Source organism: Gemmatimonadota bacterium (genome assembly GCA_041390125.1).
Classification (GTDB): Bacteria; Gemmatimonadota; Gemmatimonadetes; order Longimicrobiales; family Gaopeijiaceae; genus JAGQIF01.
The window spans coordinates 43,555-69,082 of the sequence record JAWKQN010000006.1; the positions used below are offsets into that span (position 1 = coordinate 43,555).

18 protein-coding genes are annotated in these 25,528 nt (G+C 71.1%); 7 read left to right on the top strand and 11 right to left on the bottom strand.

From position 1 onward, the window contains the following. The first annotated feature begins 41 nt into the window (after positions 1-41). From pssA to add, 6 genes are read left to right on the top strand one after another with little or no spacing between them, the layout of a single operon-like run. Positions 42-896 (top strand): CDP-diacylglycerol--serine O-phosphatidyltransferase, encoded by an 855-nt coding sequence (gene pssA / locus R3E98_06725; protein MEZ4423082.1) that lies wholly within the window; start codon positions 42-44, stop codon positions 894-896. Next, entirely contained in the window at positions 897-1,163 is a 267-nt protein-coding gene (gene purS / locus R3E98_06730) for a phosphoribosylformylglycinamidine synthase subunit PurS (GenBank protein ID MEZ4423083.1), read from the top strand. Continuing rightward, complete coding sequence (purQ, locus tag R3E98_06735; GenBank protein MEZ4423084.1) at positions 1,160-1,861, top strand: phosphoribosylformylglycinamidine synthase subunit PurQ; 702 nt, start codon at positions 1,160-1,162, stop codon at positions 1,859-1,861. Before purS ends, purQ begins: the two co-directional genes overlap by 4 nt. A 20-nt stretch (positions 1,862-1,881) precedes the next feature. Further along, positions 1,882-4,167, top strand: coding sequence for a phosphoribosylformylglycinamidine synthase subunit PurL (gene purL / locus R3E98_06740; GenBank protein ID MEZ4423085.1), 2,286 nt, complete (start codon positions 1,882-1,884; stop codon positions 4,165-4,167). Then, positions 4,164-5,621, top strand: a complete 1,458-nt coding sequence (gene purF, locus R3E98_06745; GenBank protein MEZ4423086.1) for an amidophosphoribosyltransferase — start codon at positions 4,164-4,166, stop codon at positions 5,619-5,621. The genes purL and purF overlap by 4 nt, the downstream gene beginning before the upstream one ends. A 32-nt stretch (positions 5,622-5,653) precedes the next feature. Further along, a complete protein-coding gene (gene add, locus R3E98_06750; GenBank protein MEZ4423087.1) occupies positions 5,654-6,679 on the top strand; it encodes an adenosine deaminase in 1,026 nt (341 codons plus the stop codon). 206 nt (positions 6,680-6,885) lie between these two features. Here the strand turns inward: add and R3E98_06755 are convergent, their stop codons facing one another. The 11 genes from R3E98_06755 to alr form a co-directional block, all read right to left on the bottom strand. Next, positions 6,886-10,122 carry a carboxypeptidase regulatory-like domain-containing protein gene (locus tag R3E98_06755; GenBank protein ID MEZ4423088.1) on the bottom strand — a complete coding sequence of 1,079 codons (3,237 nt, stop codon included), beginning with the start codon at positions 10,120-10,122 and terminating at the stop codon, positions 6,886-6,888. A gap of 444 nt (positions 10,123-10,566) precedes the next feature. After that, entirely contained in the window at positions 10,567-13,659 is a 3,093-nt protein-coding gene (locus tag R3E98_06760; GenBank protein MEZ4423089.1) for a carboxypeptidase regulatory-like domain-containing protein, read from the bottom strand. Positions 13,660-13,882: 223 nt separating this feature from the next. Beyond that, a complete protein-coding gene (gene fbp, locus R3E98_06765) occupies positions 13,883-14,887 on the bottom strand; it encodes a class 1 fructose-bisphosphatase (protein ID MEZ4423090.1) in 1,005 nt (334 codons plus the stop codon). Positions 14,888-15,059: 172 nt separating this feature from the next. Next, positions 15,060-17,264 carry a DNA internalization-related competence protein ComEC/Rec2 gene (locus tag R3E98_06770; GenBank protein ID MEZ4423091.1) on the bottom strand — a complete coding sequence of 735 codons (2,205 nt, stop codon included), beginning with the start codon at positions 17,262-17,264 and terminating at the stop codon, positions 15,060-15,062. A gap of 130 nt (positions 17,265-17,394) precedes the next feature. After that, positions 17,395-17,703, bottom strand: coding sequence for a lipopolysaccharide assembly protein LapA domain-containing protein (locus R3E98_06775; GenBank protein MEZ4423092.1), 309 nt, complete (start codon positions 17,701-17,703; stop codon positions 17,395-17,397). Then, positions 17,700-19,124, bottom strand: coding sequence for a tRNA (N6-isopentenyl adenosine(37)-C2)-methylthiotransferase MiaB (gene miaB, locus R3E98_06780; GenBank protein ID MEZ4423093.1), 1,425 nt, complete (start codon positions 19,122-19,124; stop codon positions 17,700-17,702). Before miaB ends, R3E98_06775 begins: the two co-directional genes overlap by 4 nt. A 67-nt stretch (positions 19,125-19,191) precedes the next feature. Next, complete coding sequence (locus tag R3E98_06785; protein MEZ4423094.1) at positions 19,192-20,502, bottom strand: MiaB/RimO family radical SAM methylthiotransferase; 1,311 nt, start codon at positions 20,500-20,502, stop codon at positions 19,192-19,194. A gap of 16 nt (positions 20,503-20,518) precedes the next feature. Then, entirely contained in the window at positions 20,519-21,688 is a 1,170-nt protein-coding gene (locus tag R3E98_06790; GenBank protein MEZ4423095.1) for a hypothetical protein, read from the bottom strand. Then, a complete protein-coding gene (locus tag R3E98_06795; protein MEZ4423096.1) occupies positions 21,685-23,082 on the bottom strand; it encodes a hypothetical protein in 1,398 nt (465 codons plus the stop codon). Before R3E98_06795 ends, R3E98_06790 begins: the two co-directional genes overlap by 4 nt. Positions 23,083-23,086: 4 nt before the next feature. Further along, complete coding sequence (locus tag R3E98_06800; GenBank protein ID MEZ4423097.1) at positions 23,087-23,488, bottom strand: cytidine deaminase; 402 nt, start codon at positions 23,486-23,488, stop codon at positions 23,087-23,089. Next, positions 23,478-24,623 carry an alanine racemase gene (gene alr, locus R3E98_06805; GenBank protein MEZ4423098.1) on the bottom strand — a complete coding sequence of 382 codons (1,146 nt, stop codon included), beginning with the start codon at positions 24,621-24,623 and terminating at the stop codon, positions 23,478-23,480. The genes R3E98_06800 and alr overlap by 11 nt, the downstream gene beginning before the upstream one ends. 130 nt (positions 24,624-24,753) lie before the next feature. On the opposite strand from alr, the gene mazG reads away from it, so the two are divergent. Next, the gene (mazG, locus tag R3E98_06810; GenBank protein ID MEZ4423099.1) at positions 24,754-25,527 is read left to right on the top strand and encodes a nucleoside triphosphate pyrophosphohydrolase; all 774 of its coding nucleotides are present in this window, start codon (positions 24,754-24,756) and stop codon (positions 25,525-25,527) included. Position 25,528 lies beyond the last annotated feature (1 nt).

Consider the following 25,528-nt stretch of genomic DNA (forward strand, 5'->3'; position numbering starts at 1 on the left):
GGAGCGCCACACGTGGACCGAGCGTCCCCGGGAGGGGCACGATGATCCTGAAGCGCGAATCCGGGCTGCAGCGGGGGGTGCTGATCCTCCCGTCGGCCTTCACGCTGGCCAACCTGTTCTTCGGCCTGTACGCCATCGTCCTGGCCGACCGGGGCGCCCCCGTGGTGGCGGCCTGGCTGATCGTCACCGCCGCGGTGCTCGACACGCTGGACGGGCGCATCGCCCGCTTCACCCGCACGGGCTCCCGCTTCGGGGCCGAGCTGGACTCGTTGGTGGACGCCATCTCCTTCGGCGTGGCGCCCGCCTACCTGTTCTACAAGCTCTACTTCTTCGAGGCCTGGGGCTGGCTGGTGCCCTTCACCCACGTGGCCGCCGTGGTCATCCGCCTGGCCCGCTTCAACATCGAGCAGGGCGGCAAGGCGCACCGCCACTTCATCGGTCTGCCCTCCCCCACGGGGGGCATGCTGCTGGCCACGTTCTATCCCTTCAGCCAGACGGCCTTCTTCCAGGAACATCTGACGGGATTCGCCACGCCCGAGATCCTGGCCGCCATGGTGGTGGGCATCTCCGTGCTGATGCTCAGCCACATCCCCTACCCGGTCGTGCCCCGCGTCAACGTGCGGACCTGGCGCGGCGCCGTGGTCGGGGCGCTCATGGTGCTGGCCGTGGTCATCGCCTTCGCGGTGCCCCGCTACTGGTTCTTCCCGGCCCTGGCCGCCTACACCTCGGCGGGGCTTCTCCGGTCCTTTATCTTGGGCCTCCTGGACCGGCTGCCCGAGCGGGACCCGCTGCTGGATCAGGAAGGTCCGGTGGAGATCGAGCGCACGGTGGACTACCGCACGTTCGCCCGCCGCCGGTCGGATGCCGACACCGCCGACGCCCAGGAGGACCTGTAAGTGAGCGAGTACCTCGTCGAGATCCGGGTGAGTCCGCGTCCCGGGCTGCTGAACCCCGAGGGCAAGGCCATCCATCACGCGCTCAACGCGCTGGGGTTCGACGCCGTCAGCGACGTGCGTGTCGGCAAGTCCATCGAGGTGCGGCTCAGCGCCGCCAGCGAAGACGATGCGCGTAGCGCCGCCGAGGCCATGGCGCGCCGGCTGCTCGCCAACCCGGTGACCGAGGACTACGAGGTCGAGCGGATCGCGGCCCTGGAGCCGGCATGAGCTTCAACGCCGCGGTCGTCACGTTCCCCGGCTCCAACTGCGACCACGACGCCTACCACGCCTTCAAGCTGGTGGGAGCCACCCCGCGCTTCGTGTGGCACCGCGAGCACGACCTCGGCGACGCCGACCTCGTGCTGCTGCCCGGCGGCTTCTCCTACGGGGACTACCTGCGCGCCGGCGCCATCGCGCGCTTCAGCCCCATCATGGAGGAGGTGGTCCGCTTCGCCGAGAAGGGCGGTCCGGTGCTGGGCATCTGCAACGGCTTCCAGATCCTGTGCGAGGCCGGTCTGCTGCCGGGGGCGTTGCTGAGGAACGACCACCGTCACTTCTCCAGCAAGGACGTGTGGATCCGCGTGGAGAACACCGGCACGCTGTTCACCTCCGACTACACGTCCGGCCAGGTCCTGCGGATCCCGATCGCGCATGCCGACGGGAACTACCACACGGACGGCGAGACCCTCGACCGGCTCGAGGGCGAAGGCCGCGTGGTCTTCCGCTACACCGATCCGGCAGGCGGTCCCGCCGGGACGCGCTACAACCCCAACGGGTCCGCGCGCGACATCGCCGGGATCACCAATGCCCGGGGCAACGTGCTCGGCATGATGCCCCACCCGGAGCGCGCCATGGAGCCGCTCCTGGGCTCGACGGACGGGCGCGGCCTGTTCACGTCGCTCCTGTCCTCCCTCGTCCGCACCTGAACCGCCGAGCCTCCACGACCGTGACCGACCCGGCCCTGCTCTCCCCGCCGTCGCCTCGACCGGGGGATCCCCCCATCACGCCCGAGCTGGTCGACGACCACGGGCTCAGCCCCGACGAGTTCGAGCGCATCCGCGGCATCCTGGGCCGCGACCCGACCTTCACCGAGCTCGGGATCTTCAGCGCCATGTGGTCGGAGCACTGCGGCTACAAGAACTCGAAGCGCATGCTGCGCCTGCTGCCCACGAAGGCGCCCTGGGTGATCCAGGGTCCGGGCGAGAACGCCGGCGTGATCGACATCGGCGAGGGCTGGGCGCTCGCCTTCAAGATCGAGTCGCACAACCACCCCTCCGCGGTCGAGCCCTACCAGGGCGCGGCCACCGGTGTGGGCGGCATCCTGCGCGACATCTTCACCATGGGCGCCCGTCCGATCGCGGTGCTGGACTCGTTGCGCTTCGGCGACCTCACGTCGCCGCGTGTGCGCTACCTGTTCGGGGGCGTGGTCAAGGGCGTCGGCGACTACGGCAACTGCGTGGGCATCCCCAACATCGGGGGTGAGGTCCAGTTCGACCGGCACTACGATGGCAACCCGATCGTCAACGCCATGTGTCTCGGGCTGATGCATCACCACGACCTGATCAAGGGCGAGGCGGCCGGGGTGGGCAACCCGCTCATGGCCGTGGGCGCCCGCACGGGCCGCGACGGCATCCACGGCGCCACGTTCGCCAGCGAGGAGCTGAGCGAGGACTCCGAGGCCAGCCGGCCCCAGGTGCAGGTGGGCGATCCGTTCACGGAGAAGCTGCTGCTGGAAGCCTCGTTGGAGCTCATCAAGAGCGGCCACATCGTGGGCATCCAGGACATGGGAGCCGCCGGCCTGACGTCCAGCGCGTCCGAGATGGCGGGACGGGCCGGCAACGGCGTGGAGGTGGAGATCGCCGACGTGCCGGTCCGCGAGAGCGGCATGACGCCCTACGAGGTGCTGCTGTCGGAGTCGCAGGAGCGCATGCTCGTGGTGGCCAAGGCCGGGCACGAAGGGGACGTCGAAGCCATCCTCCACAGGTGGGAGCTGGAGGCCGCGGTGGTGGGCCGCGTCACCGACGACGGCCGCTTCCGGATCCTCGAGCACGGGACGCCGGTGGCGGACATCCCCGCCCTGCCGCTGACGGACGGCTGCCCGACCTACGAGCGGCCGGGCATCGAGTCGGACGAGGCGCGCGCGCGGCGGGAGACCGACCTGTCGGACCTCGAGAAGGACGGCGACCTCTCCGCCGAGGTGCTGGACCTGGTGGGCTCGCCCAACCTGGCGTCGAAGGCGTGGCTGTACGGCCAGTACGACTCCACCGTCCGGGCCAGCACGGTGCAGCGGCCAGGCGGCAGCGCCGGGGTGGTGCGCATCCGCGGCACGCGCCGCGCGGTGGCGGCCACCACCGACTGCAACGGGCGCTTTGTGTACCTGGAGCCCCGCCGGGGTGCCGAGATCGCCGTGGCCGAAGCGGCCCGCAACCTGGTGTGCGTGGGCGCGCTGCCGATGGCCATCACCAACAACCTGAACTTCGGCAACCCGCTCAAGCCCCACATCTACCACCAGTTCCGCGAGGCCGTGCTGGGCATGGCCGAGGCCTGCTCGGTCTTCGAGACGCCGGTCACGGGCGGCAACGTCTCCTTCTACAACGAGACGGATGGGGTGGCGATCCTGCCCACGCCGGTCATCGGCATGGTGGGCGTGATCGAGGACGTGGAGAAGACGGTGGGATCGGGCTTCCGCGCGGCGGGGCACCGGATCGTGCTGCTCGGCACCAACCGCGGCGAGCTGGGCGGCTCCGAGTACGCCTACCGCGTCCGCGGCGACGTCGTGGGCGCGCCGCCCCGCGTGGACCTGCTGGAGGAACGCGCGCTGCAGCGACTGATGCTGGAGCTCATCGGGGCCGGGCACGTCGCCTCCGCCCAGGACTGCTCCGACGGCGGCCTGGTGCAGACGTTGGTCGAATGTGCGTTGGCCGACCCCGAGCGGCCGTACGGGGTAGCAGTGGAGGTGACCGACGATCTTCCCGGCACCGCGCTGCTCTTCGGCGAGTCGCAGGGCCGGATCGTGATCTCCTGTCCCGAGGCGGACGTGGAGGCCGTTCTGGCCGCCGCCGCCCGCCATGACGTCCCGGCCACCGACCTGGGCCGCGTGACGGAACCGGACGAGGGGTTCTCCCTGACCGCGCCGCGCGCTCGCGTCCGCCTGGACGTGGACGCGCTCGCCGAACGGTACCACGGCGCGCTCCCCGCTCTCATGAATCAGGTCGACGGAGTCCGCGCGTGAAGTCGCTTCCCGTTGTACCCGGTCCCCGTGCCGTTCCGGCGGCGGGGCTGGACGATCGGCCCCACGAGGAATGCGGCGTGGTGGGCGTCTCCGGCGTCCAGGGCGCGGCCGAGCTGGCCTACCTCGCCCTCTATGCGCTCCAGCATCGCGGGCAGGAGTCCGCGGGGATCGTGGCCATCGACGGCGAGGAATCCCGCGTGCTGAAGGGCCAGGGGCTGGTGTCCGACGTCTTCACGGCGGACGGGCTGGCCCGCATGCCGGGCGACACCGCCGTGGGACACGTTCGCTACTCCACCGCCGGCGGCAGCGTGCTGCAGAACGCCCAACCGATCGTGGTGCGGTACGCCGAGGGCGATCTCTCCATCGCGCACAACGGCAACCTGACCAACCAGCTCGAGCTGCGGCAGCGGCTCGTGGCCGAGGGTGCGCTCTTCCAGAGCTCCAGCGACTCGGAGATCATCGTCCATCTGATCGCGCGCTCGCGCCACCATTCGGTGGAGGGCCAGATCGACGATGCCCTCACCCAGGTGGAGGGCGCCTTCTCGCTGGTGATCAGCGTGGGGGACACCCTGTACGCGGTGCGCGACGCGCGCGGGTTCCGGCCCATGGTGCTGGGACGGATCGGATCCGGCCACGTGGTCGTGAGCGAGACCTGCGCGCTCGACATCATGGGTGCCGAGTACGTCCGCGATGTCGAGCCGGGCGAGGTGCTGCGCATCCGGGGCTCGCAGGTCACGCGGCTGCGCTCCCTGCCGGCGGTGGACCGGCCCGCGCCGTGCGTGTTCGAGCTGGTCTACTTCGCCCGTCCGGACTCGCGCATCTGGGGCATGAGTGTGGACCGCGCCCGGCGCGCCTTCGGGCGCCAGCTCGCGCGCGAGCACCCCGTGGAGGCGGACTGCGTCATCGCGGTGCCGGACTCGGCCAACTCGGCCGCCCTGGGCTACGCGGAGGAGAGCGGCATCCCCTACGAGCTGGGGTTGCTCCGCAACCACTACGTGGGCCGCACGTTCATCCGGCCCTCCCAGGCCGACCGCGACTTCGGGGCCCGCATCAAGTACAACGCGGTGCGCGAGGTCCTGCACGGACGCCGCGTGATCGTGGTGGACGATTCGCTCGTCCGCGGCACCACCAGCAAGAGCCTCGTGCGCTTCATCCGCAACGCCGGCGCCCGCGAGGTGCACTTCCGGATCGCCAGCCCGCCGGTGCGCCATCCCTGCTTCTACGGGATCGACATGCCCAGCCAGGACGAGCTCATCGGCTCGCGGCTGGAGGTCCACGAGATCGAACGGACGCTGGGCGTGGACTCGCTCGGCTACCTGTCGCTGGACGGCATGACCCAGGCGGCCCGGCAGGCCGCGCCCTTCTGCGACGCCTGCTTCTCCGGCAACTATCCCGCGCCCCTCGTGGACGTCCAGCAGGGGCTGCAACCGGCCGGGCTGCCGCCCGGCTGCTGAACCCGCCCACCGCCCACCGAGGTCCCCCGGACGTGCGCGAGCGCCTCCACCGACTGCCCAAGACCGAGCTCCACGTCCACCTGGACGGGAGCCTCCGGCCCCAGACCATGATCGAGCTGGCCGCCGAGCGCGGCCTGCCCCTGCCCTCCTCGGATCCCGACGAGCTCGCCCAGGCCATGCTCGCCCGGGACGCCCAGAATCTCGAGGAGTACCTGGACAAGTTCCGGATCACGCTCTCGCTCATGCAGCACGCGAACGCCATGGAGCGCATCGCGTACGAGCTGGCGGAGGACAACGCGCGCGAGAACGTGCGCTACGTGGAGATCCGCTACTCGCCCATCCTGCACACGCGCCAGGGCATGCCGCTCACGGAGACGGTGGAGGCCCCCCTGCGCGGGCTGCAGCGGGCGGAGGCGGAGTTCGGGATCCGGACCGGCCTCATCATCTGTGGGATCCGCAACATGGACCCCGCCACCTCACGTGATCTCGCAGACCTCACGGTGGCCTTCAAGGGCCGGGGCGTGGTGGCGTTCGACCTGGCCGGCGCCGAGTACAACTACCCGGCCAAGAAGCACAAGGACGCGTTCTTCACGGTCATCAACAAGAACATGGCCACCACCATCCACGCGGGGGAGGCCTACGGGCCGGAGTCCATCCATCAGGCCCTGCACTACTGCCGGGCCAATCGGATCGGACACGGGACCCGTCTGTACGAGGACCCGGACCTGCTCAAGTACGTGAAGGACTTCCGGATCCCCATCGAGATCTGCCTCACCTCCAACGTGCAGACGCGGGCCGTGGCCAGCTACGACACGCATCCGCTGCGCGGCTACTTCGATGCGGGCTTGGTGCTGAGTCTGTGCACCGACAACCGGCTGGTCTCGGGCACCACGGTGACGGAGGAGTACGTGCACGCGCACGAGAGCCTGGGCTTCACCTGGGAGGAGCTGGTGCGCCTGGCCCGCATGGGCTTCGAGAGCGCCTTCCTGTCCTGGGACGACAAGCAGGCCCTCCTGGACACATTCGATCGGGACGTCGCGGCGCTGAGCGCCTCCTGAGGAGGGCCGCCCGGCCGAGCCTGGGCGGCTGATCGGGGGCACCCGACCGGGCGGACCGGTGCAGCGGCGGGCCGCTCCAGCCGCCCCGGCCCTTCCCGCCCCGGCCTTCTCCTTCCCGCCCCGGCCTTCCCCTCCCCGCCCCGGAAACCAGACGGCCCCGGGCTCTGCGAGCCCGGGGCCGTTCGTACACCCTACCGCGCCGCGCGTCAGAACGCGTAGCGGAGCCCGAGCTGGGCCTGCCAGCGCGAGTTGAGGTCGAAGACCGAGTAGGGGTTGGCGTTGCCTTCCTCGTCCAGACGGAGGCGACCGGTGGGACGGAAGATCCCCCGGTTGTTGGTGGTGTCCCACCCACGCAGCTCCAGCAGATCCAGGCCGGGGAACTGCGGCCCCTCGCTCACGCCCCACTCGCTGTTGAGCAGGTTCAGGACGTTGAAGATGTCCAGCGTGATCTCCGCGCGCTGCCCGCTCCGGGTCGGGACCCGCACCGTGAAGCGCGTGTCCACCCGGTTGCGCCAGGGGCTCGTGCAGGTGTTGCGCGACATGATCTCGCCCCGCGCCTCGTTCAGACAGGGCTCGCTGCTGATGTACTGATCCAGCACGTTCCAGTCGTTCGGATCCGTGAGGGTGATGTCCCCGGGCCCGGTCGGCACGTACAGCAGGTCGTTGAACCGGTTGCTGGCGTAGGACGCCTCGAACCCGTCCGCGTTGACGTCGCCGTCATACACGTAGGCGTAGCGGTCCCCCGAGTTGCCGATGTAGAACACCGAGGCGCTCAGGAAGCGGCCCAGGTCGACGACGCCGGACAACACGACCTTGTGGCGCGTCTCGTAGTTGGAGATGGACAGCTCCGGATCGTTCGGGCTCCCCTTCACCGGATTGAACCCGAGGTTCGACGTCGCGATGCTGGACGTCAGACCCGACAGGTCCTCGGCCCGCGCGTACGTGTAGGAGCCGTTCAGCTCGTACCCGTCGGCATAGCGCTTCTGGAGCTGCAGCGTAGCGCTCCAGGAGTTGTCCTGATCGCTGTTGCCCAGCTCCACCACGGAGCTGCCCACCGTGCTGTTGATCCGGTTGGGCGACGCCAGGTTGCGGTTGTCCGACCCGGACGGCAGCGCGCCGGCCTGGATGGTCCCGAAGACCGGGCGGCCCCCCTGCGTCGTCGTGGTCGGCGTCGAGAAGTCGACGTTCCGCTCACGGAGCAGGATCTGCTTGGCGGACCGCGTATACAGCAGGTCCACGGTGCCCACCAGCCCGTACCCCAGCTCGCGGTCGGCGCCCAGGTTGAAGCGCCAGGCGTGCGGCCACTGGAAGTCCGGGTCCACCACGTTGATCACCGACAGCGGGGGTGAGGGCACGCCCGTCGCCGCGCAGCTCTCCGGCTGGTTGTCCGGATCGAGCGTGAAGGCCGGCATGTTGCCGTTCGACGCCGAGCAGCTCGCCGTCACCTGGAAGCGACCCGTGTTGCTGAACAGGTTGGAGAGCCACACGTAGGGGTAGCGTCCGGTGAAGATGCCCGCGCCACCCCGCACCTGGGTGGACTGGTCGCCGAACACGTCCCAGTTGAAGCCCACCCGGGGCGAGATGATCCCGTTGCCCGACGGCACCTCGTCCGTGCTGCGACCGAACGCGGCTGCCACGTCCGGGTTGGCCTCCGGGGTGTCCCCGACCAGGGGCACGTCGTAGCGCACACCTGCCGTGATCAGGAAGTCGGGGCTGACCGTCCATTCGGTCTGGCCGTAGGCGGCCAGCTGGTTGACGGTGAAGCGGGCATTCAGGTCCAGGCCCTGCCGGTAGGGCACACCCCGCCGGAAGGCGCTCGGATTCCCCGCCGCGAGGTCGTCCAGCGAGTTGAAGGTCCACTCCCCGGTGATGCCCGGTGCAAACAGGTTGCGGAAGCTGAACCACTGGCCCTGGGCACCGAACGTGATGCGGTGTTGGCCCGCCGTGAAGCTGAAGTTGTCGGTGACCTCCCAGCTGGTCTGGTCCAGCTCGTTGCCCTGGGAGAAGAACTCCGCCCCGGCGATCAGACGCTTGTTGCCGGTCCCCGCCTGATTGGGGACGCTGACCTGCACGACCGGGAAACGCTCGCGCGGCGCGCGGCGGTCCGCGATGTCGGTCCGGCCCACCGTCAGCTCGTTGTAGTAGCGGCCGAGCTGGGAGTTGAGCTGGATCACCGACGAGTTCGTGGTCGACCCGAAGAAGTAGAAGTTGGAGTCGAACGAGTAGTTCGAGCCCGGGAAGCGATTGACCGTCACATCATCCTCGGCGCGCACGTAGTTGTGCCGGACGGTGAGGATGTGCTGGTCGTTGAGCTGGGCGTCCACCCGCGCGAAGAGGTTGCGGTTGGGATTCGCGACCGTGAAGGGTCCGCCCTCCCCCGCGTTGTAGCCGTAGCCTTCCAGGAGCTGCACGAAGCGAGCGGCGTCCGCATCCAGGATGCCGGTCTGCGACACCGGATCGCGCCCGAGCGCCAGACCATTGGCCGGCCGCTCGTCGGACTCGAACTCGCCCGACACGAAGAAGTGCACCTTGTCGCGGATGAGCGGGCCACCCAGCGAGGCGCCCAGCAGCCGGTTCGTGAATTCACCCGGAGCCGAAAGGGTGTCGCCACGGACCACCAACGTCTCGCGCAGGAAGCTCTCGTTGCGGTAGTACCCGTAGGCCGAGCCGTGGAACTCGTTGGTCCCCGACTTGGTGACGGCATTGATCAGACCGCCGGTGAAGCCGCTCTGCCGCACGTCGTACGGGGCCGCCAACACCTGGTACTCCTTCACGGCCTCGATCGAGATGGAGCGGGCTCCGGCCTGCCCGCCGGGCTGGCCCGTGGCGCCCAGGCCGAAGAGGTCCTGCGAGACCGCGCCGTCGATCTGGATGTTGTTGAAGCGATTGTTCTGCTGCCCGACCGCCGTGCCGGCCGCGCCGCCGCCCGTGAGCGGACTCAGCGCGATGAAGTCGGTGAAGTTCCGGGTCACGGTGGGCAGCGTACGGAGCTGGTTCTCGGTGACGAGCTGCTCCGCGCCGGTGCGGCCGGGGTTGATGACCTGCTGCCGCGTGGCTTCGGCCGTGACCGAGATCCCCTCGAGCTCGACGGCCTGCACCGCGAGCTGGAAGTCCAGGGACAGGTTCTGCCCGAGCGTGAGCGTCAGTCCGCTGCGCTCCTGCGAGGCGTAGCCCAGCGCGTTGACAGTGACACGATAGGGACCGCCGACCTGAAGGCCGGGCACCAGGAACGCGCCGGACTCCGTCGTCGCCGTGGCCCGCGTGAAGCCGGTGGCGGCGTTGTTCACCACGACCTCGACCGCGGGTAGCCCGGTGCCGTCCGGCCCGGTCACGCGGCCGCTGATGGTCGCGGTCGTGACGCTCTGGGCTGACGCCGCGATCGGCAGCGCACCGAGCGCCAGCGCGAGCAGCGCCAGGCGCCCGCACAGACGATTGAGACGCATCGATTCCTCCACTGTATCGGTGATCCGACCCGCGAAGGGTCCGCGGCCCGGGGGACGTCCGAGCACCCGCGCCGCCGGGGGGCGGCAGCGGAGAAGGTGCCGCGGAAAAGCTATGTAACAGGGGGGCCGGAGTGAACGGCTCCGGGGGGTCGCGTTACGGCCGCGTTACCCGGCCCGTACGGTTCGGGGGAAACGCCTGACGGGGTGAGGCCGGACTTCCCCACCAGCCGCGGGGCGCCGGCGCAGCCGGAGCGCACCCGGAGGCCAACCGGGGCGGGCTTCCGGCCTCGGCGGGCTCCGGACGATCGGCGTGTGGATCCGGCCACCGGCAGCGCGCCGGGGATGGGCGACTGGCTCGCATCCCCGAACGACGAACCCCCCGCCCGGCCGAAGCCGGACGGGGGGCCGCCGAACCCTCTACGAGGGCCGGGTCATCCCTGGGGCTTAGTTCGCCACCAGGTTGGCCGCGGGCACCTCGATGTCACCGCTGTCGACCAGCAGGTACAGCAGGCTGGCCGGCGTGACGGTGGCGAACCCGGCCGTGACCGGATTCGGAGTGATCTCGTACACACCCTCCTGCAGACCGGTGAACTCGAACTGACCGTTCGCGTCCGTGGCCACGTTCTGCGGCGCACCGGGCAGGTAGGTGGTGCACGTGCCGGCCGTCGGAGGCGACGTCGCACCCGCCGAATCCTTACAGCGGCGGAGCGTGACCGTCATGCCCGCCACCGGGGCGGCCGCACCGTCGACAATCGTACCGCGAGCGGTCGTGTTGTCGAACAGGAACGTGAAGTGCGACGGCGTCACGAAGTTGCCCTGCGTCTGCCCGTAGTCCCACCGCGGCAGCGTGGTCAGGCCGGGCGAACCGAAGACGGTGTCACCCACCTGGCGCGTGAGATTCGCGCCGAGGCCCGTGGTCGTCGCACCCGTCGTGACGATGGCCGTATCCGCCACCACACCAGCCGCGGAGATCGTGCGGAGCACGGTCGCCGCAGTCAGCGAGCCAGACGCATCGGCCTTCAGCACGTAGGTGCCTTCACGCAGACCCTCGAACACGTACTCACCCTCGGCGTCCGTGGTGTCGGTCGCGATCAGCGAGTCTGCGGCGACCGCACCCTTGTAGAGCTGGATGGTCACGCCAGCCAGCGCCTCGTTCGGGTCGATCGTGTTGTTGTCGGCGTCGCGGTCGTTGATGACCACACCCAGGATCTTCGTGTCCATACGCGTGGCCACGAAGTTCAGGATGTCGTTGTCCGCGTTGCCCTCCAGCTCCGCCGTCTTGGGCGACTGCGAGCCGAAGAACGACCAGATCGAGTCACCACCCGCGGTCACCGAATCGAAGACCTCGACGTGGTACGTGCCCTCGATCAGGCCGCCCAGCGAGTAGCTACCACCGCTGACCGTCAGCGTGGTGTCCGTCACGTTGGGCTGGATCGTCATCGAGTCGACCGTCACACGGACGTGGATGCCGTCCGCGTCCGTCCCGTCCGCAGCGCGCACGAGACCGGTCAGCGACGTGTTGTCGTACTTGTAGGCGAACGTCGAGCAGCCGGCCGAACCTTCCAGCTGGCACTGCTCGGCCTCGAAGCTCTGGCCACCCCAGTCCACGACGGTCTGGATGGTGTCGTTCAGAACCACCTTGGACGAGAAGCCGACGACCGGGTGGGCCGTGACCGCGTAGGTGGTGTCGGTGAAGAAGCTGTTGAACGTCACCGTGTTGACACCGGGCGCGGGCGAGGCGGAGGTCACGAGGACCGGAGCCGCACCGCTCGACGGCACGTACCAGAGCGAGACCTCGATCTCGTCGACGTTCGTGATGTCGTCACCACCCGTGAAGAGCGGATCGACCAGCGAATCGTCGGCCTCGTGGTGCACCGCGACCACGATGTCCGCGGTCAGGAAGCGCACTTCCTCGGTGCCGAGGAAGACGTTCGCACCAGGCGCCTGGAAGCCGTTGGCCGTGTACGTCAGGTACCGCGTGGCGGCGCCGGCCATGCTGTCCGGGTCGGGCGTCTGCTCGAAGAGCTGATTGCCCGCCGGCGCCGGCTGGCTGCCGATGCCTTCCGCGAGACGCACGTAGTACGTCACCGGGAAGGACGTGGGTCCGATGGTGTCGACGAGCGTGGCGACGCCGGCCGCATTGGTGACGCCGGACTTCCGGGCCACCGCGGTGGTGTCGAGCCAGGCGCTGTACGCCCAGTTGTTGAGCGTGTCGACGCCGTTGATCGTCGTCGCGTCGAAGGACAGCCCAACCCGCGAGTTGAGCAGGTCGAACGTATCCGCGGCCAGCGAAGAGGCCGTGGTCGGATCGTAGGCCGTCTCGATGCGGTTCTCGCCGTTCAGCGTGAGCAGCGGCGTGCTGTTCCCGAAGAACTGGGCGAAGACGATGTTGTCCGTCAGCCCCGGCTGCGGGCTGCGGTCCGCGGCGCGCGCGAACGAGAACGTCGTGCAGCCCGTGGCATCCGTGGTCTGGGTGCCGAAGGCGTTGACGTCACCCACCGCGTCGAGCTCGGTCGGGTAGAGCTTGATGGTCGAGCCGGACACCGGCGCATGACCCGGGTTGACCGAGTCGATACCGGTGAACGAGCAGACCGTCACCGTCTGCTGCGAGATGTCGAACGGGAAGTCGACCTCGGCCACCCCGCCGGTGTTGACCGTGACGGGGAACGAGGTGCTGCTCCCGCCGTACGCGGCGAAGGCCGGGATGTCCGGATCCGCCGGGTTGATCGCCACCTGGTAGTTGCCGGCCACCAGATCGGAGAACTCGTACATACCGGTCGAGTCCGTCTGGGTGGTCTGCGTCTCGCCGACGCCAGGGCCGGTGAGGGTGATCAGGACGTTGGCCGCCTCGAGGTTGTTCTCGAGCGTCTCACCGTCGAAGGTGTCGTTCTTGTCGTTCTCGTCCAGGTACAGGCGACCCATGATGCGGGCGTTGGCCAGCTGGCTTCCGGAGAAGCTCACGACCTCGCTCTCACCCGCCGCGACGGTGGCCGTCTGCGACGTGTTGGGGAACGTGTACATGGTGGAGCCGAAGTTGCTGATCGTGACGGTGTAGGAACCGGCACGCAGGCCCGAGAACGCGTACTGACCGGCCACGTCCGTGGTGGTCGTCGCGGAGCCGGCACCCGACAGGGTGACCGTCACGCCCTCGAGGCCCCCGACGCCAGCAACGGCGACGCTACCGAGGATCGAGGAGGTGCGCACGAACGAGCCACTGAAGTTGACCGAAACCGTCTGGCCGGCCGTGGCGACCACCGCGGTCTGCGTCGTCGAAGAGAAGGTGACGTCGGAAGGCGGCGTGATCTGGACCGTGTAGGTCCCGCCGTCCACGTTCGAGAACGAATAGTTCCCGCTCGCGTCCGTCGCGGTGGAGGCACCCGAGCTCAACGTGACCGTAACGCCGGAGAGGCCCTGCCCCTCTGCCGTCACGGACCCGCTGATGGTGCCCGTCACCACGTTCGTCCCCCCCTCATCGCAGGCCGCGAACGCGAACGCCGCGAGCGCTGCCAGGGAGAAGAACTTGAGCTTTCTCATCATCCACTGAGGTCCGATGAAGGTGACTAGGTTGTCCGTGCGCCCCCCACCAGCGGGTGTCTGGCCGACGGACAGAAAGAACCGGGAGGTTCACAGGCAAGACGGATGCCATGCCCCATATCCCGGAAACCCGAGGGTTTACCTGGCCCCTGCTCGGTTTTCCACATCCGATTTCCGTCGGAGGCCCAGGCCCGGCTCCAGTTTTTTGACGATCCGGTAACCGGGCTCAGTCCGTCGGGCCCGCCAGGATCCGCTCGGCCAGGGTCACGAAGTCCTTGGACCCCAGGTAGAGCGGTGTCCGCTGGTGGAGGTCGGTGGGGACGATGGAGAGGATGTCCCGACGGCCGTCGGACGCCTTCCCGCCCGCCTGCTCGCACAGGAAGGCGAGGGGAGCCGCCTCGTACAGGAGGCGCAGCTTGCCCGCGGGTGCCTTGTGGTCGGCCGGGTACATGAAGATCCCCCCCTTGAGCAGGGTCCGATGGAAGTCGGCGACCAAGGAGCCGATATATCGACTGCTCCAGGAGCCCTCCTCCCCGGACTTCAGGCGCTGGAGCAGCCTCTGCTGGGCGGGCTCCCAGCGGGGATAGTAGGCCTCGTTGACCGAGTACATCCGCTGGGCCGGATCGGGCAGGCAGATGTTCGGGTGGCTCAGCAGGAACTCCCCGATGGAGGGGTCGAGCGTGAAGCCGTGCACCCCGTGGCCGGCCGAGTAGACCAGCATCGTGGACGAGCCGTAGACCACGTAGCCGGCGGCCACCTGCGCGGACCCGGGCTGCAGGCAATCCGCCAGCGTGCCGTCCCGCCCGGTGGTGACCCGGCGGTGGATGGAGAAGATGGTCCCGATCGAGATGTTGACGTCGATGTTGGACGAGCCATCCAGCGGGTCGAAGATCAGCACGTAGTCCCCGGTCGTGAACTTCTCGGGGATGGGGATGATCTCCTCGCACTCCTCCGAGACCATGGCGCACAGGTTCCCGGAGTGGTCCATGGCCTTGTAGATGACGTCCTGCGCGAAGCGGTCCAGCTTCTGGACCGCCTCCGCATGCACGTTGGTCGATCCGTCCGCCCCCAGGATGTCCACCAGGCCGGCCATGTTGACCTCGCGCGAGATCATCTTGGCGGCCAGGGCCATGTCGTAGAGGATGTTGCTGAAGGCCCCGGTGGCGCCGGGGAACTGGCGCTGCTGCTCGATGATGTGGCGATCGATGGTGACGACGCTGGTTTCCGGCATGGCCCGCCTTCCTGCTCGGGATGGATCCGACCCCGAGGGCGAATGTACCGGCCCGCCGTCGGATCAGGAACCAGAAGCGACCCGTCCGGGAACCGGAGGCCGACGGGGTGGGACCCGCCCCCGGGCGGCCCGCCGCCGATCTGCGGTCGATGGATGCCGATCACCGCCGGGGTCAGGGGCCCGATCCCGGCCGCGCCACCCGGACCTGCCAGGTCCCGCCCGGGGACACGCGGACCCGGATCGACCCGTGCCGGTCCGTCCGGAGGACCCGCGCCCCGACCCCTTCGAGACGCCGCACCACCGCGGGGTCCGGATGTCCGTAGCGGTTGCGGCGCCCCACCGAGATGAGGGCCAGCGCTGGACCCGTGCCCTCGAGCAGCTCGGCCGCGCTCGAGGTCGAGCTACCGTGATGGGCCACCTTGAGCACCTCGAGGTCCGGCCCCACCCGCCCCACCAGCCGGCGCTCCACGTCCACCCCGATGTCTCCCGTCAGCAGCGCGTCGAAGCTGCCGTAGCGCGCCACGAGCACCACGGAGCGATCGTTCAGGGACGCGAGCGAGTCCTCCGGGAGCGGGGCGAGCACCGAGAGTCGCACGCCGTCGAACGGGATCTCGTCCCCGGCCACGGCCCGAACCCACGGCACGCCCGCGCCGGCGGCCGCGCGGAGCAGATCCCGATAGGGCTCCGAGGGCGCGGCCACGCCGGGGCCGAGGAACGCCCCCACCTCCAGGGCGTCCAGGACGGCGGCGGCCCCTCCGGAGTGATCCAGGTCGGCATGCGAGAGGACGAGCGCCTCCAGGCGCCGCACGCCGCGGGCGCGCAGGTAGGGCACCACCCGGTCCCGCCCGGCGTCGAACGCGCGTCCGCGCCCACCGGCGTCCACCAGCACCCACCGGCCCCGGGGCGAGCGCAAGGCGATGGCATCCCCCTGCCCCACGTCGATGACGTGCAGCTCGAAGCGACCGCGCCCGCCCCAGCCCTGGAGCGCCGGGAGGGTCAACGGCACCGCCACCACGGCCGCCGCCAGGGCCGGGAGCCGTACGCGCGCCCGGGCCCGCCGCGTGAGCCGCTGCGCGACCCCGGCACCGACGAGTGCCGCGACGCACGTGGTCCGCGACACCGGAAGCGACGCCCAGGGCAGCGCCGCGGCCGCCTCCACGAGCGTGACGAACAGCGAAGCGCCCCGGATCGTGAGGTCGATGAGCGGAGCCGACAGAGCGGACGTCACGGCGCCCACCCCCAGGGACACCAGACCGCCCGTGATCACGAGCGCCGCGAGTGGCGTCAGGACCAGGGAGGCCGGCACGCCGACCACGGAGACCTCCCCGAAGTGCCAGGCGACCAACGGCGCCGTGGCGACCGTGGCGGCGAGGTTGGCGGCCAGCGCCTGACGGAGCGGTGCCGGAAGACCCAGCGGGCGCAGGGCGGCGGCGAGCGGGCGGCGCCACCGGACGAGGCCCGCGATGCCCGCGAACGAGAGCTGGAGGCCGGGGCTCGCCACCCAGCCCGGGTGGGCCACCAGGAGCACCAGGGCCGCGCCGGCGAGCGTGACCGAGGAGGCCACGGGCCGTCCGCGCAGGCGGACCAGGAGGCCCACGCCCAGGAAGAGCGCGGCGCGGGTGGCCGCGCCGGGGAAGCCCAGCAACGCCACGTAGCCGCCTACGATCGCCACCGCCGCGCACAGGCGGGGGCGATAGGGGAGCGGCAGCCACAGGAGGGCGGCGTACACGCCGGCGGCCACCACGCCCACGTGGAAGCCCGAGATGGCGAGCAGGTGCGCGACCCCGCTGCGCGCGAATGCGTCGGAGACGTCGGGGTCCAGACGCTCGCGCCGCGCGAGCAGCAGGGCCTCCAGCACAGGCGCCGCGGGTCCGAACGTCCGTCCCGTGCGCTCGAGCGCCCGACCGCGCAGGCGCAGGGCGGCGCCGGCCAGGCCCCGTTCGGGCAGGGGCTCGGCCCGTTGCACGACGAGCCGGGCGGGCGCTGCGTCCCCGGACGCGCGCCACCAGCCGTGGACGCGGACCCGCCGGCCGGCCGGCGCCTCCACGTCCTCCACCAGCGCGCGCACCCGGGCGCCGGCGCAGGTCCCGTGCGTGATCGCCAGGACCGTGGGTGCCCCACCCGGGACGCCCTCGAATCGACCCTCCAGCACCGCCGGACCCGAGGCGACCGCGGTCAGGCAGGCCACCGAGGGATCGGAGCGGGCGGCCGCGCCCCCGGCGAGGCCCGCCACGCCCGCGAGTGTCAGCAGGACACGGGGGCCGGGGCGCAGGAAGGCGAGGATGAGCCCGGTCCCGGCCGCGAGCAGGAGGGGCCCGGCCGGAAGCGGGATCCGACCCTGGGCCAGGAGCGCGCCCGCCGCGAAGGCGAGCGCCACCCGGACAACGGGTGCGGACGCCGTGGCGCTCCTCCTGGATGATGCAGACCGGCGTCCGTGCGCGACGCCGCGGTCGATCGATCGAAGACCCCCCGGCGGTGGCGGCCCGACAGCCGGGACCGCCGTACCCTCAGTCGGGGTCGGGGCGGAACAGGTCGCGCTGGAAGCGGTCGATCCGCTCGCGCTCCTCCCTCCCCTCCTCCTCCAGCTTCTCCTTCAGCAGACGGCGGACCTTCAGATCCGCCTGCACCCCTACGAGCAGCATGATGACCATGCCCAGCACCAGCGACCCGAACACCACGAGCGCGAGCGGCACCCGATACAGGGTGATCACTGCGAGGTCCACGCGGACGCGTTGGCTGCCGTTGACGACGGCGAAGCCCAGCGACACCAGCAGCAGGATCAGCCCGGCCAGCCACCCCGCCAGGGAGCGCATCATGACGACGCGAGCGCGCCGACGAACGTGGCGCCGGTGGTGCCCGTGAGACGCACCGGGACGTAGCGGCCCACCAGCTCCTCCGTGCCGGGAAACGCCACGACCTTGGCGCGGCGCGTGCGCCCCATCATCTGCCCGGGCTCGCGCGCCGCGCGCTCCACCAGCACCTCCTCCACCCGGCCCACCTCCGCGCGGTTGATGTCGTCCTGGATGCTCCGCGAGACGTCGATCAGACGCTCGAGGCGGGCCTGGGCCACGTCGTCGGCGATGAACTCGTGGGCCGGGAGCCGGGTCGCGGGCGTCCCGTCCCGCGGCGAATAGCGGTAGGTGTACGCGTCGTCGAAGCGCACCGCGCGCATCAGCGCCAGCGTGTCCTCGAACTCCGCCTCCGTCTCGCCGGGAAACGCGACGATCACGTCCGTCGACAGGGCGATGTCGGGCACGGCCGCGCGGACGCGCTCGACCGTGGCCAGGTACGCCTCCACACCGTAGCGGCGCACCATGCGCTTGAGGATGCGGTCGCTTCCGGACTGGACCGGGAGATGGAGCTGCTCGCAGACCGCTTCCTCGTCGGCCAACACCCCGATGAGGTCGTCCGTGACGTCGTTGGGGTGGGGCGAGGTGAAGCGCACCCGCCGGATCCCGTCCACCCGGGCCACGGCGGCCAGCAGACGCGCGAAGCTCCAGGCTCCGTGCGCGTACGAGTTCACGGTCTGCCCCAGCAAGGTGACCTCGGTCAGCCCGCGGTCGGCGAGCCGGCGCACCTCGTCCAGGATCTCCTCCGGGGCGCGGTTCTTCTCCGGTCCACGCACGTACGGCACGATGCAGAACGTGCACCGGTGATCGCAGCCGCGCTGGATGGGGATCCACGCCGACGTGGCCGAGGCATGCCGCTGCTCCAGGCCCGCGTAGTTCTCGCGGGGGTCGAGGTCGAGCACCGTGAGCTGCAGCCCCCGACTCTTGGGACGCGCAGCGGCGGAGCGGCCGCCCCTGGCCTCCGCGAGCCGTTCGGGCAGGACCCGGTAGCCGTCGGGGCCCACCACGAGATCGACGTACGGCGCGCGCTCGAAGAGGTCGGCACCGAGGCGCTGCGCCATGCAGCCCGTAACCCCGATCACCAGGTCGGGCCGCTCCACCCGCAGCGCCTGCAACTGACCGACGCGTCCGAGCACGCGCTGCTCGGCGTGCTCGCGGATGGCGCAGGTGTTGATGAGGATCACGTCCGCATCTTCCGGGCGGTGCACGATGCGGTAGCCGCCCTGGGCGAGCACGCCTTCCATGAGCTCGCCGTCGCTCACGTTCATCTGGCAGCCGTACGTCTCCACGTACGCACGCCGCCCGTCCGCGCCGGACGCGGTGGGGCTGCCCTGGGGGCGAAACACCCCTTCGGTCTCCTGGGCGCGCTGGGCTGCGGTGGTTGCCATGCCGGACACGTTCTGCGAGAGATGCTGGAACTCGGGCGGTCACGGCCGCGGCCGCTCCCGCGAAACCTCAGCCCTGGAGGGCCGGCTCGGGCAGGGGCGCGGGGGCCGCGTGAATATACAGATCGGCCGGAGTTCCCCGAAGGGTGCCCTCCACGAGCCCGCCCGTCTCCCCGGGCGCACGCACCCGCACGCGCAGGTAGTCCTCCGTCAGCCCGTAGCCCCCGTCCTCCCGCACGACCCGCGCACGCGTGCCGATCCGGGCCTGCCGGTGGGCGCGTCCCTTGGCCTCGGCCAGCATCCGCAGCTCGCGGGCACGCTCGGCCGCCCGCGCGGGGTCCACCCGGTCGGGAAGGTCGTACGCGGCCGTCCCCGCGCGCGGCGAGAACGGGAAGACGTGCAGGTAGGTGTAGGGAAGCTCCTCGATCAGCGCCCGCGTGCTGGCGTGATCCGCGTCCGTCTCGCCCGGGAAGCCGGTGATCACGTCCGCGCCCAGCCCCAGCGGCGCCACCCGGGCCGCCAGCTCCAGCGCACGCACCCGCACCTGCTCCCGGGTGTGCCAGCGCCGCATGCGACGCAGGACGGGGTCGGCGCCGCTCTGGAGCGGCATGTGCACGTGCGGGACCAGGCGACCACCGGCGTCGGCGAGCAGCTCCACGAGCGGAGCGTCGATCTCCGTCGCTTCGATGCTGCCCAGCCGGAAGCGCACGTCCGGCACGCGCTCGAGCAGCTCGTTCAGCAAGGCGGACAAGGGACGCGGTGTGGGGAGATCGCGGCCGTAGTGCCCGATGTGGATGCCGGTGACGACCAGCTCCGGATGCGTCTGCGCGAGGAGCCGGGCCTCCGCGACGATGTCGTCCACCGGGCGCGAGCGCGAGGCGCCGCGCGCCAGCCGCGTCGCACAGAAGGAGCACTTGCGATCGCACCCGTCCTGCACCTTGAGCCAACCGCGCGTGCGGCCGCGGCGCTCGGTCAGCAGCTCGGCCCCCACCGGCTCGTGGTCGATGCGGTCCAGGGACCGGCGCAGCGTGAGCGGCACCAGCGCCGGTCCTTCCAGCGCCGTCCGGGCCACGGCGACCGGATCGTGGCCGGCGACCACGCCGCGCACCCCGGGGAGCCGACGATACGTGTCCGGATCCAGGGCGGACGAACACCCGGCGACGACGATGCGCGCGTCCGGGTGACGTCGGTGCAGTCGGCGCACGGCACGGCGCGCATCCGCATCCGCCTGATGCGTCACCGTGCAGGTGTTGACCACGAACCACCGGGCGGTGGCAGGGTCGTGCGTGGTCGGGAGCCCGCGCGCTTCCAGCTCCTGCCGCATGCGCTCGGTGTCGTACTGGTTGGCCTTGCAGCCGAACGTCAGGTAGTGGACGGCCACGCGCTCCCTCTGCGCGTCAGCGCCCGGACACCCGCAGCGACGCGGTCATGCGCCAGAAGCGCTCCGAGAGCACGTCGTCCCAGCGGTGCGTGCGCTCGAGCGCGAGGTCGATGCCCGCGAGCGTGAACTCCTGCACCTGCGAGAAGTTGAGCGCGAGCCCCGCGGCCAAGGCGGATTCCCGGGGATCGCCCGCGCGGTACCGGTAGGGCAGCGCGGAACGGCGGTACCCGAGCCGGATCGGGATGGTACGGCCCAGGAACCGCGGGCCACCCCATTCCATCCCCGCGCCGAACGACAGGGTGCTCCCGACGGTCTCGACGTCGGTCAGGTCGCCGTCGGCCCCGCTCCAGTCGGCGTAGCGCAGCCCGGCCGTGAACATGAGTCGTTGGGTCAGCGCACCCGACGCCCCGACCCGGTATTCGATCGGGAGATCGAACGTGGAGCCGGCCGCCTCGGTCCGCTCCTTGGGGTCCGCCTCCAGGGAGCCGGACCAATGCACGGAGGCCCCGACCCGGATCAGCGGGTTGGGATCGACGTGCACGCCGACGCTGCCCGCGGTCCCGGTGTAGTTCCACGACGAGGCTTCGGTGAACGTGGAGACGTCCGACCCGACCGACAGCGAATCCAACGTCCGGGAGAAGAGGCGGTCCAGACGCCCGGTGTAGCGTCCCACCGAAATGCCGACGCCGGCGCGCTCTCCGAGCGCACGGGCCCAGCCGACCTGGAAGAGCGCGGCTCCGCCCAGGGACTCGAAGCGATCGTTGGCCCGGACCTGTTCGCCACCCACGTCGATCAGGGACGAGCGCTCCGCCGCCCAGCGCTGGTCGAACACGCCCTGGTAGCTGGCCATCACGTTCCCGAAGACGCCCATCGGGTAGGCGGCCAGCACGAGCGGGAACCGGGTGCCCTGCAGGTCGCCTTCGACGCCGGACTCCTCGAAGGAGCCCCACAGCGGCTGCATGGTGGCGGTGAGCGTCGGCAGCACGAGGCCGGCGGCGCTCGACGGGTCGTTGGGGGTCAACGTGCTGCCGAGCAGACCCGGACCGAAGGCGCCCAGGGAGCGGGCGCGCGCGTCCAGCGGCTCGAGCGGGACGCCCAGACCGGCGGAGCCGAACAGCGACTGTGCGGTGAGCGGCGTGGAGAGCGCCAACACCGCGCCGAGGGCGAACAGGAGGGGTCGTCTCATCGGATGTCCACCTGGCCGCCCAGGGTGAGCACGAGCCGGAGGACGGGAGCATCCGTCGAGCCCGGACCCGCGAAGGTCATGAACTCCAGCGACGACGGCTCCACCGGGCTGAGGAGCACCAGGGCGGCCTCGCCCGTCCCCGCCGTATCCGCGATCAAGGACTGGATGAACGGTGTGATGGAGACGGCCACCTGCTGCCCGGGGGAGGCGCCGAAGGCCGGCCCGCTGATCCGGAGCCCACCGGACGGCGTCAGCAACGACCCGACCGGGGAGCGCGGGAAGGTCGCAGGGGCCAGCAGCTCCCGCGCCGCGATGGAGATGGAGTCACGCGGTTGGAACGCGACCGGACTGGTGCGCGTGCTGAGCAGCAACTGGGCGGAGCTGAGCTCGTCCGCGTTCAGCTGCACCGGACACGTCACGATCGCACACAACGACGACGGACCGGTGAGCTGCCGCGGGACCTGCACGGAGATCCGTGTGCGCCACGCCGGCGCTCCACCGACGCGCAGGTCTCCGGAGACCGGTGCAGGCACCGGGTCGTAGATGAAGGTCATCCCGGAGAAGTCGTCGGCACCGGCGATGAGCGAGATCGTGGTGTCGGGATTGACGCTGGGCTGCGCCTCGATCTCGATGCGGAGATCGCTGATGCGGAGCCGCGTGGCGGGCGTCTGCGACGCGAGCCGCAGACCCCGCCGCATGGTCGTCGTGTCCATGACCACGCGCAGCGTGGCCGTGTCCAACGGGATGCGGAACGTATCCGCCGTCGCCGAGATGTCCCACGCACCCGTGGTGAGCACCTGGACCGGACCGGCTCCGGGTTCATCCCAGGGCCGCTGCAGGCCCAGCGTGTCCACGGCGTACTCCCAGGTGGCGCTGCTCGCGTCCCAGAGCTGGTCGAGCCGACCCACCTCGATCTGGACGTCCGTCGGGTAGACGCTCGCGAGGGTGTCCACCCGACCCACCAGGAAGGCCCCGATCGGCGTCAGGATGGTGTCCGTCACGCTGGCGCCGGTGCTGTCCTGCACGGTCACCGAGCTGGGGGCGGGCAGGAAGCGGATGAGCGTGCGGGCCTCCAGCGAGTCCGCCGAGAAGCGGTGCGCCAGGAATCCCACCGTGCTGCCGTCGACCGCGAAGAGCTGGTTGGTGCTCCCGAACCCGCCCGCCGTGCCCGCCCCCGTCAGGAACTCCGCCGCCGGCAGGAGCACCTCGACGGTGACCGGCTCGACCGGCACGAGGTCGGGATCCTGCACCGTGGGGACCTCGTTCTGGCAGGCGGCGGCCAGCAGGGCCAGCAGCCCGAGGCCGGCTCGGAGGCCCGAGCGGCCGCGCCGTCCGGCGCGGGCACCCGGCTCCGGGCCCCGGGAGACGCAACGGCCGTGCGGCGACCTGCGCATGCGACTACTCAGTGGACACCCCCTCCTCGATACGGAACCGGACCGGCAGCAGATGGCTGAGCCGCCACTCCGTCCTCCTCCCACCGTCCGCAATGGATACGATCTCGAGCTCTTCCGCGAACTCGGACAGAACCTGGCGGCAGGCCCCGCATGGGGGAATGGGCTCCGGGGCGTTGGAGGTCAGGACCAGGCGGATGAACCCCCGCGCGCCTCCCGCCACCGCCGCCGCCACCGCCGCCCGCTCCGCGCAGATCGTCAGACCGTACGAGGCGTTCTCGACGTTGCACCCCGTCCAGAGGGTCCCGTCCTCCGCCACCAGGGCCGCCCCGACCCGCAGACCCGAGTAGGGGGCGTGGGCGTTGCCCTGCGCCGCACGGGCCCGGGCCTCCGCCCGATCAGTCTCCACCGTCCTCGACCCAGATGCGTGGAAGCCGGGCCGTGAGGCCCGTCAGGATCTCGTAGCCGATGGTGCCGGCGTGGCCCGCGATCTCTTCCAGCGTGATCTCCTCCGGACCGTCCCGCCCGAGCAACGTCGCCACGTCCCCGGGCCGCACGGCCGGCATGCCGGTGATGTCTACCACGGTCATGTCCATCGAGATCCGCCCCCGCACGGGCACCCGGATCCCACCGAGCAAGGCCGCTCCGCGATTCCCGAGGGCGCGGGGCAGACCGTCCCCGTATCCGATCCCCAGGGTGGCCCAGCGCTCCGGACCCACCGCGGTGTGGGTGGCGCCGTAGCCGACGGTGCTGCCGGGCGCGGCTTCGCGGACGTGGAGGACGCGAGCCCGGATCTGGACCACCGGATCCGGCTCGGGCGCGCCCGGCCCGACGCGGCCGCCGTACAGGAAGATGCCAGGACGCACCGCGTCGGCGGCGTACTCCGGAAAGCGCAGGGCGCCCGCGCTGTTGCAGGCGTGGACGATCAGATCCGGGGGCGCCCCCAGCCCCTCCAGCGTCTCCAACGCCGCGCGGAAGCGCTCCCACTGCACGCGGGTGGGCGTGGCGTCCGCCTCGTCGGCGGAGTGGAAATGGGTGAAGCAGCCCTCCAGACGCAGCCCGGCGTGCCCGCCGCCCAGGACGACCGGCCCCCAGGCCTCCACCTGGCCCCAGGCGAAGCCGGCCCGACCCATCCCCGTGTCCACCTCGACGTGGAAGGGCGCCGGGCGCCCGTGGGCCGCTCGCTGCAGCGCCTCGACACCGGCCAGATCCGACACCGTGGGCATGAGGTCGTAGGCGAGCGCGTCCGCATACGAGCCGGGAGGGAGCGGGGCCACGACCAGGATGGGCCGGCCCACTCCGAGCTGGCGCAGCGCGCGGCCCTCCTCCAGGGTGGCCACGCCGTAGCCCCAGGGCGACTCCGCCTCCAGCGTATGCACCGCCCGGCCGGCCCCGAGCCCGTACGCGTCGGCCTTGACCATGGGCAACAGGCGCACCCGCTCCCCCACCGCGGCGCCCACCCGGCGCAGGTTGCGGCGGAGCGCGGCGGCGTCGACCTCGATCCACGCCCGGGTGGCGCGATCCGCGGATGGGACGCTCTTCATTGACACGGCGGCCCGAAGATGCCAACAAGAGGGCCGTTCGCCAATGCGCCCCGGTCCGCGACCGCGCGGGGCCGATGGCCACGCGACGCCGCACCGTTCGCGCGAGCGCACCCGTTCCGAGCCTTCGACCATGCCTTCGCCGCCCACGCCCCCGCCCGTCGACCCTCCGCACCTGGATCGGGCCCTGGCGCTCGTCCGCTATCTCCGCGCCCACTGTCCCTGGGACGCGGAGCAGACGCCCCGCAGCCTCATCCGCCATCTGCTCGAGGAGGCGCACGAGGTGGCCGACGCCATCCGGGCGGACGATCCCCTCCGGCTGCGGGACGAGCTCGGTGACCTCCTGCTGAACCTGGCCTTCCAGGTCGTGCTGGCTGAGGAGGAGGGCTCGTTCGATGCGGACGCGGTGGCGCAGGCGCTGGAGGACAAGATGCGCAGGCGTCACCCGCACCTGTACGGGGACGGCGAGCGCCGGGACTGGGAGCACCTGAAGGCGGAGGAGCGCACGGGGCCGGACGGGATCCTGGATTCCCTCCCGTCGGGGCTGGACCCGCTGCAGCAGGCGTACCGGCTGCAGGAGAAGGCGGCGGTGGTGGGGTTCGACTGGCCCGACACCTCCGGCGCGCTGGACAAGCTGCGCGAGGAGCACGGCGAGCTCGAGGACGCGATCGCGGCGCGCGATCCTGCGCGCATCCGGGAGGAGCTGGGCGATCTGCTGTTCAGCGTGGTGAACGTGGCCCGACTGCTGGGGGAGCATCCGGCCGAGGCGTTGGACGGCACCAACCGCAAGTTCCGGCGTCGCTTCCGGGGGATCGAGGCGCGGATGGCCGCGCGCGGCCTGTCCTGGCAGGGCGCTACGCTGGAGATGCTGGACGCGCTGTGGGACGAAGCCAAGGCGGACGAGTAGC